General features: G+C 68.3%; 9 protein-coding genes. 2 read left to right on the top strand and 7 right to left on the bottom strand.

What is annotated here, in order from left to right; translation table 11 throughout:
* Nucleotides 1-158: 158 nt before the first annotated feature.
* A complete protein-coding gene (locus NBRGI_RS32085; RefSeq protein WP_029900931.1) occupies nucleotides 159-1,604 on the top strand; it encodes an aldehyde dehydrogenase in 1,446 nt (481 codons plus the stop codon).
* 40 nt (nucleotides 1,605-1,644) lie between these two features.
* On the opposite strand, the gene NBRGI_RS44460 is transcribed toward NBRGI_RS32085, so the two are convergent.
* The 7 genes from NBRGI_RS44460 to NBRGI_RS32050 all read right to left on the bottom strand — a co-directional run bounded on the left by NBRGI_RS44460 (nucleotide 1,645) and on the right by NBRGI_RS32050 (nucleotide 8,820).
* Nucleotides 1,645-1,848, bottom strand: a complete 204-nt coding sequence (locus tag NBRGI_RS44460) for a hypothetical protein (protein WP_036561707.1) — start codon at nucleotides 1,846-1,848, stop codon at nucleotides 1,645-1,647.
* Between the two features lie 497 nt (nucleotides 1,849-2,345).
* Nucleotides 2,346-2,597 carry a helix-turn-helix domain-containing protein gene (locus NBRGI_RS49735; protein ID WP_148311026.1) on the bottom strand — a complete coding sequence of 84 codons (252 nt, stop codon included), beginning with the start codon at nucleotides 2,595-2,597 and terminating at the stop codon, nucleotides 2,346-2,348.
* A 4-nt stretch (nucleotides 2,598-2,601) separates the two neighbouring features.
* Nucleotides 2,602-2,967 carry a hypothetical protein gene (locus NBRGI_RS32070; protein WP_029900930.1) on the bottom strand — a complete coding sequence of 122 codons (366 nt, stop codon included), beginning with the start codon at nucleotides 2,965-2,967 and terminating at the stop codon, nucleotides 2,602-2,604.
* Between the two features lie 236 nt (nucleotides 2,968-3,203).
* Nucleotides 3,204-5,036 (bottom strand): phosphoenolpyruvate carboxykinase (GTP), encoded by a 1,833-nt coding sequence (locus NBRGI_RS32065; protein WP_029900929.1) that lies wholly within the window; start codon nucleotides 5,034-5,036, stop codon nucleotides 3,204-3,206.
* 244 nt (nucleotides 5,037-5,280) lie between these two features.
* A complete protein-coding gene (locus tag NBRGI_RS32060) occupies nucleotides 5,281-6,855 on the bottom strand; it encodes a hypothetical protein (protein ID WP_029900928.1) in 1,575 nt (524 codons plus the stop codon).
* Nucleotides 6,842-7,975, bottom strand: coding sequence for a hypothetical protein (locus NBRGI_RS32055; protein ID WP_029900927.1), 1,134 nt, complete (start codon nucleotides 7,973-7,975; stop codon nucleotides 6,842-6,844). The genes NBRGI_RS32060 and NBRGI_RS32055 overlap by 14 nt, the downstream gene beginning before the upstream one ends.
* A gap of 62 nt (nucleotides 7,976-8,037) precedes the next feature.
* Nucleotides 8,038-8,820 (bottom strand): SDR family oxidoreductase, encoded by a 783-nt coding sequence (locus NBRGI_RS32050; RefSeq protein WP_029900926.1) that lies wholly within the window; start codon nucleotides 8,818-8,820, stop codon nucleotides 8,038-8,040.
* A gap of 154 nt (nucleotides 8,821-8,974) precedes the next feature.
* Here NBRGI_RS32050 and NBRGI_RS32045 point away from each other — a divergent pair.
* The coding region (locus NBRGI_RS32045; RefSeq protein ID WP_036561709.1) for a lipase family protein at nucleotides 8,975-10,082 on the top strand (1,108 nt) is incomplete at its 3' end.

The following is a 10,082-nucleotide window of genomic DNA, read 5'->3' as shown; positions in this document are numbered from 1 at the left end:
GTAGCTAACAGCATCCTCTTTTCAGCAACAGAACGCAATAGTGCGTTCTACGAAAAGCGAACCGACAGGTTGGGATCTGTCCAGCTCAGCGCTACCCTCACGGAGTAGAACTGGAACAGGTTACAGACAACCGGACCACAAAACTGTAACGTGTTCTCATGCATTACGACAGCTTGTTCATCGGCGGCCGCTGGACTGCGCCGGCCACCACCGAGCGCGTTCAGGTCATCTCGCCGGTCACGGTCGAGCCGGTGGGCAGCGTCCCCGCGGTCACCAGGGCCGACGTCGACGCGGCGGTCGCCGCCGCCCGGCACGCCTTCGACCACGGCCCATGGCCCGCCACGCCGCCGCAGGAGCGGGCCGAAGTACTCACCCGCGCCGCGCGGCTGATCGAGCAGCGTTCGGCCGAGCTGCTCGCCGCGCTCACCGCGGAAATGGGCGCACCGCAGATGATCGCCATGACGCTCAACCAAATTCCCGCGGTCGCCGCGCTGGACGCATGCGCGGCGCTAGCGAAGACGTTCCCCTGGAACGAGACTCGCACCGGGCTCTTCGGCACCGCACGGGTGAGCCGGGAGCCGCGCGGGGTCGTCGCGGCGGTCACCGCGTGGAATGTCCCGCTGTTCCTCGCCGCCAACAAACTCGGACCGGCCTTGCTCGCCGGTTGCACCGTGGTGCTGAAACCCGCACCGCTGACACCGATCACGGCCAATCTGCTGGCCGACATCTTCACCGAGGCGGGTCTGCCCGAGGGCGTGCTCTCGGTGCTGCCCGCCGAGCCCGAGGCCGCGGAGTACCTGGTCTCACATCCGGGCGTCGACAAGGTCACCTTCACCGGCAGCACCGCGGTCGGCCGCAAGATCGGCGCGATCGCCACCGGACAGCTCAAGAGCGTGTCCCTGGAGCTCGGTGGCAAGTCCGCGGCAATCCTGTTGCCGGACATGGACATCGCGGCCACCATTCCCGTGCTCGCCTTCTCCGGACTGATGAACAGCGGGCAGGGTTGCGTCGCGCAGACCCGAATTCTCGCGCCGCGCAGTCGTTATGACGAGACCGTCGACGCGCTCGTCGCGCACGTGCAGACGATGCAGGTCGGCGATCCCGCGGATCCTGCGGTGCAGCTCGGCCCACTGATCTCCGAGCGGCAGCGGGAACGGGTCGAGGGGTACATCGCGAAGGGCAAGGCGGAGGGCGCGCGCCTGGTGCTCGGCGGCGGCCGGCCCGAGGGCTTGGAGCGCGGCTGGTTCGTCGAGCCGACGATCTTCGCCGATGTGGACAACAAGTCGACCATCGCGCAGGAGGAGATCTTCGGGCCGGTGCTGTCGGTGATCCCCTACGAGACCGAGGACGAGGCGGTGGCCATCGCCAACGACTCGGTCTACGGCCTGGCGGGCTCGGTCTGGACGACCGACGTCGAGCACGGTGCGGAGATTGCCGCGCGGGTGCGGACCGGCACCTACGCGATCAATTGGTATGCGTTCGACCCCAGCTCACCGTTCGGCGGTTACAAGAACTCCGGGCTCGGCCGCGAGAACGGCCCCGAAGGGCTCGACTCGTTCTGCGAGCAGAAGTCGGTGCTCATGCCGATGGGGTGGACCGGCTAGTCCGCGCAGCGGAACCAGCTCGGAGGTGGCGTGCGGCGGCTCAGTCCGTCGGCATGACCACCCGCAGGACCGGCTCGCGCTCGCGGCCGGTCAGGTTGGGCGCGTCGACGATCTCGACGCGCCATCCGGGCGGCAGGACGGCTTGCAGGCGCCCGGCGGCGCGGCGCAAGGGCGTGCTGAGCGTGGTCAGCTCGAAGCCGGCCACCAGGGGCGCAATGGCCGCGCCCGTCTCCAGATCGGTCATGCTCCAACCACCTCTCGCGCGTCGATCTCACCGACTTGCCGCAGCGCGGGAATTCGATGTCGATAGGGAAGTAGTTCAGTCGATCAGTTAACGGTTAGCAATCGGACTGGCAGGTCATGAGACCAAGAACACTGCAAGCATAAGCCACCTCTGCGCAAACCTCACACATCAGGCAACTACCCCATGCCGCGCCTCGGCAAACGCTCCCTGCTCGCGATTACGTGACCACCGACCATGACCAATAGCACCACACATTCCGGCTCACGCGGCGGGAAACACGCGCAACGGGTGTGGATGATGTGTCATCTACCAAGCCGAGACGCCTCACTTCCGTCCAGGAGCCGCGCACCCCTCCCGAGCCGTTCTCGTCTGGTATTCATTGGTATGGAACAAGATTCGGCTCCGTCGCCGCGAAACCCGGTGCGCGGCCGAAAGGCTCGCGAGCACCCATGTCGCGTAATCCCCACTTCGCACCGGGCGCAACTGGGGAGCACACGTCAACGGCGTAGCGACCGGCGATAGTCCGCCGGGGTCGCTCCGGTCGCCGCACGCAGATGCGCCCGCAGTGCGGTCACGCTGCCGAAACCGGACCGCTCCGCCACCACTTCGACTGGCAAGTCCGTGGTTTCGAGCAATTCGCGGGCCCGCACCGTGTGCTGCGCGTCCAGCCACCGCCGCGGTGTGGTGCCGAAGTCACCTGAGCAAGAAGGGCTGTCACTTCCGACGGTGACAGCCCTTCTGCGCGTGATCCACTCAGCTCAGGAGTTTGGTTCCGGCGTAGCTGCCCCACTGCACTTCGACGATCTCGTCGGCGGAGTCGTTATAGGTCGAGTCGATCCACTCGGTGACCTTCGCCTCGGCCTCCCGCAGCGCAGGCTCTGGGACATCGGTCGGCGAATCCACCCGGATCAGGTAGTACATCCTGTCGGCAGGGTCCTGTTCAGGATGATCAGCAGCCCAATGCAGGTGCATCTCGTAGTCGGCTTCAGCTTCTTGGTTCAACTCGATCCGCGCGGCGGCGAACTCAGGGAACCTCGCGATCTCGCGCGCCAACGCGGAACGGGTCGCATCCGCCTGCGCCGGCGTGCAGTACAGCTGGACAACCAGATAGCTACTCACGGCTTATCGGTCACATCCTCTCCCGGTTCCACCGCCCGATCACTGTGTGACACAGTGCACAATTGATGCGCAGGGCATTTCTACCGGCAACGGGGCCATGACGCCGCCTCTGTCGATGTGGGCGCATTGCACACCGCCTGGTGCACAACGAATTCGGCCGATTCGGGGTCGGAAATTGTTGGGGCAAAAGGAAACCGCCCGCACCGGAAACGGTGCGGGCGGTTCTGAGTCGGGGATCAGCCGAGGCGTTCTTTCAGGGCCTCGAATTCGTCACGAACTCCGGAAGGTAGCTTGTCGCCGACGAATTCGAACCATTCCTCGATGAGCGGGATTTCTTTGCGCCACTCGTCGGCGTCGACCTTCAGCGCCTCGTCGACGTCGTCGGGGTCGACCTTCAGGCCGTCGAGGTCGAGCTGGGCGGCGACGGGGACGTTGCCGATCGCGGTGGCCTCGGCCTCGGCCGTGCCCTCGACGCGGCCGACGATCCACTCCAGCACGCGGGAGTTCTCGCCGAAGCCGGGCCACAGGAAGCGGCCGTCTTCGCCGCGCCGGAACCAGTTGACGTAGAAGATCTTCGGCAGCTTGGTGGCGTCGGCGTTCTTACCGAGATTGATCCAGTGGTTCAGGTAGTCACCGACGTGGTAACCCATGAACGGGATCATCGCCATCGGGTCGCGGCGCACGGTGCCGACCTTGCCCTCGGCGGCCGCTGTCTGCTCCGAGGACAGGGTGGCGCCCATGAAAACGCCGTGCTGCCAGTCGAAGGACTCGGTGACCAGCGGGACGGTGGTCTTGCGGCGGCCACCGAACAGGATCGCCGAGATCGGCACGCCCTGCGGATCGTCCCACTCCGGGGCCAGGATCGGGCACTGCGCCATCGGCGTGCAGTAGCGCGAGTTCGGGTGGGCGGCCAGCGTCTCGGTTTCTCGCAGGTACCAGTCGTTGCCCTTCCAGTCGATCAGGTGATCGGGCTCGCCCTCCAGGCCTTCCCACCACACGTCGTTGTCATCGGTCAGCGCGACGTTGGTGTAGACGGTGTTGCCCGCCTCCATGGTGGCCATGGCGTTCGGGTTGGAGCTGCGGTTGGTGCCGGGCGCGACGCCGAAGAAACCGTATTCCGGGTTCACCGCGTACAGCTGCCCGTCCTTGCCGAACCGCATCCAGGCGATGTCGTCGCCGAGGGTTTCGGCGCGCCAGCCCGGGACGGTCGGCTGGATCATCGCGAGGTTGGTCTTGCCGCAGGCGCTCGGGAAGGCGGCGGCGATGTAGTAGGCCTTGTTCTCAGGAGAGATCAGCTTGAGGATCAGCATGTGCTCGGCCAGCCAGCCCTCGTCGTGGGCCATGGCCGAGGCGATCCGCAGCGAGTAGCACTTCTTGCCGAGCAGCGCGTTACCGCCGTAGCCGGAGCCGTAGCTCCAGATCTCGCGGTCCTCCGGGAAGTGGGTGATGTACTTGGTGTCGTTGCACGGCCACGGCACGTCGGCCTGGCCCTCGGCCAGCGGGGCGCCGACGGAGTGCAGCGCCTTCACGAACGGGCGATCGGTGCCGAGCTTCTCCAGCGCGGCGGTACCCATGCGGGTCATCACGCGCATCGAGACGACGACGTACTCCGAGTCGGTGATCTCCACACCGAGCTTGGGGTCCTCGGCGCCGAGCGGGCCCATGCAGAACGGCACCACGTACATGGTGCGGCCCTTCATCGAGCCGCGGTACAGCTCGGTCATGGTGGCGCGCATCTCGGTGGGGTCGACCCAGTTGTTGGTCGGGCCGGCGTCGGACTCGCTCTTGGAACAGATGTAGGTGCGCGACTCGACCCGGGCCACGTCCGAAGGATCGGAGAGCGCGAGGAAGGAATTCGGCTTCTTCTTCGGGTCGAGCTGCTTGAAGGTGCCCGCCTCGACGAGCTGAGTGGTGAGGCGATCCCATTCTTCGTCGGAACCGTCCGCCCAGACCACGCGCTCTGGCTGAGTTAGTTCTGCGACTTCCTGTACCCAGGCGAGTAGTTCGCTGTGCTCGGTCGGCGGTTTGCCGTCGGATCCACGAAGACCAGGAATGGTCGCTGAGGTCATGAAAACTCTCCTGAGATGGGCGGTCCCTACGATCTGCCTCCGCTTGGCCCAAGGCCCTTGACCAGCGGTAACACACCGAGCGCCACCATTGGCGGGAAGGCACCCGCTACGACCAGTCGAAAGCCGCGCCCCGGCTGGACGGCGGACGAGGACTTAGCGGACGCCCAAGTTCCTGATTAGAGGTTAACGCGATGTGACGACCGGTACGGAATCGGGTTCGTCACTATGTACCCATTCTCAATAGTTATTCAACCGGCGTGATCCAGCGGTCGAGGATCTCGATGTCGCGTTCACATGCGGCGAGTTGTCCGGGTTGTTCGGCGACGGTCCGGCGTAATCGCGCTTCGACCTCGGCGACCCGGCGATCGGTGTCGACCATGCGAGTGGCGCTGGCGCGCACGACACGATCGGCCAGCACCGTCTCGGTTTCCACCAGCGCCGTCGCCACCCGCTGCTCGAGCTGGGCTTTTACATTGATCAGCGCGTCGGAGACCCACTGCCGCACGTGCGCGCGATCGGCGAGCTGCCCGCGCGCCCGAACCACCCAGCCCGCGGCGCCCGCGCCGAGCAGCAGGGTCACCGGCACGCTCGCCACGTCGAGGGCCGGAACGAGCGCGAAGGGCGAAACCAGCAGCCGGCCGAGGCCGACACCGGCCGACGCGCCGAGCACGATCATGAGGTGATCTTCGACACCCCGGTGCCGCGGATCGGGGTCCGGACCGACTCTGGGCGCGGGGTCGCGGCGGCGCGGCGGCAGTCCGGTCTCGGGCGCGGCGGCGCCGCCGATGTGCGCGGCCAGCTCGGCGAGCCGTTGGTCGATGGCCTGGTCGACACCGCCGGTGAGTTCGGTCACGGCGTGCTGCAACCGATCCGGGTAGCCGGTCAAGTCGCGGCGGCGCAGCCGGTCCAGATCGCCGCGGGTCGCGGTGTGCAACGCCCGGATCCGCGCGCCCACCTCCGTCATCAGGTCGACGCGGGCCAGGTGCAACTGCCCGCGCAGGGTGGACATGGCGGTGGCCCGGCCGCCGTCGCGACCGGCCAGCAGCACCGCGCGTTCCTCCCGCAGCCGGGCCGATTCGGCGCCGGAGCGCAGGGTGGTCACCTGCTCGATGACTCGCTGGCGAGTTTCGGTCAGCACGCGCGCGGTCACCGCGGCGAGCCGGTCGCCGCCGTCGGCTTCGGCGCTCTGCGCCGCCGCGACCAGCTGCGCGTGCAGCGCGCCCAGCCCAGAGCGGTCCATCAGCCCGGCGTCCCCGGACGCGCGGGCCGCCGCCGCCAGCCGCGCCGAGACCGGCAGGATGTCGAGCTCGCCCGCGCCTTGGCCGGCCAGCAGGGCCAGGTCGCGCTCGCGCACGGTGCGCCAGTCCTGATAGGCGTGGATGCCGTTCATGGCGAGCAGGATTCGTGTGCCGTCGGACCGCAGGCGGCGCACGATCTGCAGCGTGTCGGCACCGAGCGTGGTGCCCGCGTCCAGCAGGATCAGCGCGAGCGACGCGGGCGCCGAGCCGGTCTCCGCAGGTAGGCCCGGCTCGGCCGTCGGGTCGGCGAGCGGAATTCGCGGTTCGAAGCGCGCGAGTTCGGTTCGCAGCAACGTGGTGTTGGCGTCGAGGGGGCCGATCAGCAGGACCGAACCCGCCGCGCCGCCCTCCCGCACGGCGCGCAGCAGCGCGGTTCCCTGCGGGTTCCATCGCGCGACGACCGCTTCGACGTCGGGCGCGAGTGCGGCCGATCCCGGCTGTTCGTCCTCGGCGGGCAGGTCCAGCGAATCGGCCGCCGGACCGGCGCCCGGCGGTCCGTCCGGTGTGTCAGAGACCGGCACTGCTCATCCGTTCCCATAGTCGGACGTAGCCGTTGTGCACCCGTAACGCCGCGCGGCGGGCGGTGGGGGGCATATCGCTGGCGACGACCGCGCGCCACCGGGCCGCGCGGGCCATCGCGTCGTCGGCGTCGGCCGGCGCGGGCGAGGGATACCCCGCGGCCAGGTGCGCGACGGACGGATGCGCCAGCCCGGCGCACAGACCGAGCCAGCGGGCGTCGTCCCCGAAGAGATACTGCTCCAGGATGTCGCGAGCCCGGCTCTGCTCCGCGGGCACGGCGCGGGCGGCCAAACGCGTGAGTTCGTCGAGCAGTTCGCCGCCGCGCAGCGCGCAGACCTGTTCGTAACGCCGATGCAGCAGCCGGTGCAGCGCGTCGATACCGCTCGCCGCGTGCAGCAGCTGCAGCAGGGTCTGCGGCGCGAGGTCGGGATCGTGCCGCAGCGCGGCGAGCGCACAGCTCACCCCGTACAGGTCCCAGCGCTGCAGCAGTTCTACGCGGGCGGCCTGGTCCGGGCCGGGCGCAACGAAGAGGTCCGGCGAAAGGGTCAGCGCCGCATCGTCGTTCGCGAGCAGGCGGCGCAGCGCGGCGACATCGACGTCGGTCATAGCGCCGGCTCGGGTGCGGACGGCCAGCGAGGCGACCACCGGCAGCACGGCCACGCCGAGCTCCCGGCCGTACTGCTCCGCGGCGGTGACCGCGTCGGCCCAGCGCACGCCGATCGCATCGGCCTTGTTCAAGACCACGACGGTGCGCTCTGGCGGCAACGTGGCGAGCAGCCGCCGATCCGCGGGCGACGGGGCGGCCGACAGCACGTAGACGACGATGTCGGCGTCGAGCGCCGGCTCCGGCGTCTCGGGCTCGTCGACCGGCCCGGTTTCCACGGCGGACATGAGGGCCAGCGCGTGCAGCACCGTGGTGCGGCCCGCGTTGGCCCGGCCGGTGACCTGGATTCGCGGCGGTTTGCGCCACGCACTGACCGCGGCCCCCGCCGCGTACCCGATCTGCGTGTCCCGCCCGGTCCCGAAGGCCAGGTCGGCGAGCAGCTGATCGAGGTAGTCCTTTTCCCCCGTCGGCACGCCGCGTTCGCGCAACGGTCCCTCGTGCTCGGTGGCTGTCGGCATGCTGCACCCCCTTTACGGTGCGCAATTCTTGCAGAAGTCGCGGCAGCGCAGGCAGCGACCGGTCAGGTGCCGCTGAAGTATTTGTTCACGGTGCGCACCGCCCAGTTCGGCGCGTATTTGGCGGCGGTGGCCAATACTTTCGCCTGCGTCCCGATCTCGTAGTGCACGCGGGGCAACCTGGCTCGCTTACGGGTGGCCTCCCAGATGCCTTCGGCGACGTCCTGTGCGGTCAGCCGCACGCCGAGCGATTTCGTGGTGCCGGTCTGCACCCCGTCGGTCATCGCGGTGTCCACGAACAACGGCCAGATCGCGATCACCCGGATGTCGAAGCGCTCCCATTCGAGATCCAGTGCCTCCGTAAGGCTTTTGACCGCGGCCTTGCTCGCGCCGTAGCTGGCGAGTTCGGGCTGGCCGTAGATGGCCGAGGCCGAGCACAGGTTCACCACCTGGGCGCCCGGCGTGTCCCGCAAATAGCGGAACGCCGCATGCGTGCCGATGAGCACTCCACCGAGATTGACATCGATGATCGCCTGATGGACGGCCGGCTCGAGCGTCTCGAACCGGCCCGCGCGCAGAATGCCCGCGTTGTTGATCAATATGTCCAAGCCACCGGCCGCGGCGTGGAACTCGGCGAGCCGCTCGGCCCACTGGGTGGCGTTCGTCACATCCAGCACGCCGGTGTGCACACTGCCGCCCTGGCTGCTGATGTCCGCGGCGAGCCTGCTCAGGCCCACCTCGTCGATGTCGTAGGCGCCGACCTGATATCCCTGCGCTGCGAAAAGCAGTGCCGTCGACCGGCCGATACCCGCTGCGGCGCCGGTGATGAACACTGCTGGTCTGCCCATGTCGGCGAGTGTAATGCGGAACTGGCAGGATCCTGCCGTCTTCCCAGACCCGGCGCCGGTCATTTACCCTGCTTCGATATGGTCGGCGCCATAGTTGGTGCGTAACTTCGCTTTTCGAGTGCGGTACACCGGCCTCACGGATGAGGAGGTCGAGATGACCGCGGATATCGTCGACGCCGGCGCCTCGGAGCCCGCCCTAGCGGGTCGCAGACCACTGCTGCCGAGCGCCGATCCGTTCCACCGGCCGCCCAAGGGCTACGCCGCCAAGGCGCCCGGCACCATCCTGCGCAGCCGCAAGATCGAGCTCGCCCTGTTCGGCGTTGTGCCGCAGCAGGTCTGCGCCTGGCAACTGCTCTACCGCAGCAGCGATATGCACGGCACGCCCGAGGCGGCGATCACCACCGTCCTGCTGCCCCAGGACGCCGATCCTTCGCAAGACCGGCCGCTGCTGGCCTTTCAGACGGCGATGGACGCCGTCACCGAGAGATGTTCTCCTTCTTACGCATTGCGCTACGGCGCCCGTGCGCTCGGCTCGGTCACTCAGTTCGAATGGCTGCTCGTCGCGAACGCGCTGCGCCGCGGCTGGGCCGTGAGCATCGCCGATCACGAGGGCCCGCGCGGAAATTTCGGCGCCCCCCGCGAACCCGGCTACCGCGCGCTCGACGGCATGCGCGCCGCACTGCGTTTCGCGCCGCTCGGCCTGCGCCCGGATACCCGGATCGCGGTGTGGGGCTACTCCGGTGGCGGCATGGCGAGTTCGTGGACGGTCGAGATGGCCCCGACCTACGCCCCGGAACTCGATATCGCCGGCGCGGTACTGGGCGCGCCGGTGGGCGATCCGGGTGCGGTGTTCGCCCGGTTGAACGGCACCAGTTATGCGGGCCTGCCCGCCATCGTGATCTCCGCCCTGCGCAGGCTGTACCCGGCGCTCGGCGCGCTGCTGCAGAACGAACTCACCCTGGACGGGCACCGTTTCGTCGCCCGCGCCGAGACCTCGACGCCGTTCGGCGCCATCTTCGGCCTGGCCAACAAGCGCATGGACGATTACCTGATCCGTCCGCTCGACGAGGTGATCGCCACCCCGGAGTTCCAGGCGATGTTCGACGATCTGCGCCTCGGTAATTCGACGCCGACCTGTCCGCTGCTCGTGGTGCAGCCGGTGCACGATCAGGTGATCCACATGGACGGCATCGACGGCCAGGTGGACCGCTATCGGCGCGGCGGCGCGCTGGTCAGTTACGTGCGGGACCGGTTGAGTGAGC

The organism is Nocardia brasiliensis IFM 10847 (assembly GCF_000710915.1).
GTDB lineage: Bacteria > Actinomycetota > Actinomycetes > Mycobacteriales > Mycobacteriaceae > Nocardia > Nocardia brasiliensis_A.
The sequence above is the reverse complement of the archived record's forward strand: the minus strand, read 5'-3'. Positions and strand labels throughout refer to the sequence as shown.

What these genes read in the sequence shown, in the direction of transcription:
- NBRGI_RS32065 (WP_029900929.1), bottom strand. Translation starts at nt 5,036, where the DNA reads ATGACCTCAGCGACCATTCCTGGTCTTCGTGGATCCGACGGCAAACCG.
- NBRGI_RS32055 (WP_029900927.1), bottom strand. Translation starts at nt 7,975, where the DNA reads ATGCCGACAGCCACCGAGCACGAGGGACCGTTGCGCGAACGCGGCGTG.
- NBRGI_RS32050 (WP_029900926.1), bottom strand. Translation starts at nt 8,820, where the DNA reads ATGGGCAGACCAGCAGTGTTCATCACCGGCGCCGCAGCGGGTATCGGC.
- NBRGI_RS32085 (WP_029900931.1), top strand. Translation starts at nt 159, where the DNA reads ATGCATTACGACAGCTTGTTCATCGGCGGCCGCTGGACTGCGCCGGCC.
- NBRGI_RS44460 (WP_036561707.1), bottom strand. Translation starts at nt 1,848, where the DNA reads ATGACCGATCTGGAGACGGGCGCGGCCATTGCGCCCCTGGTGGCCGGC.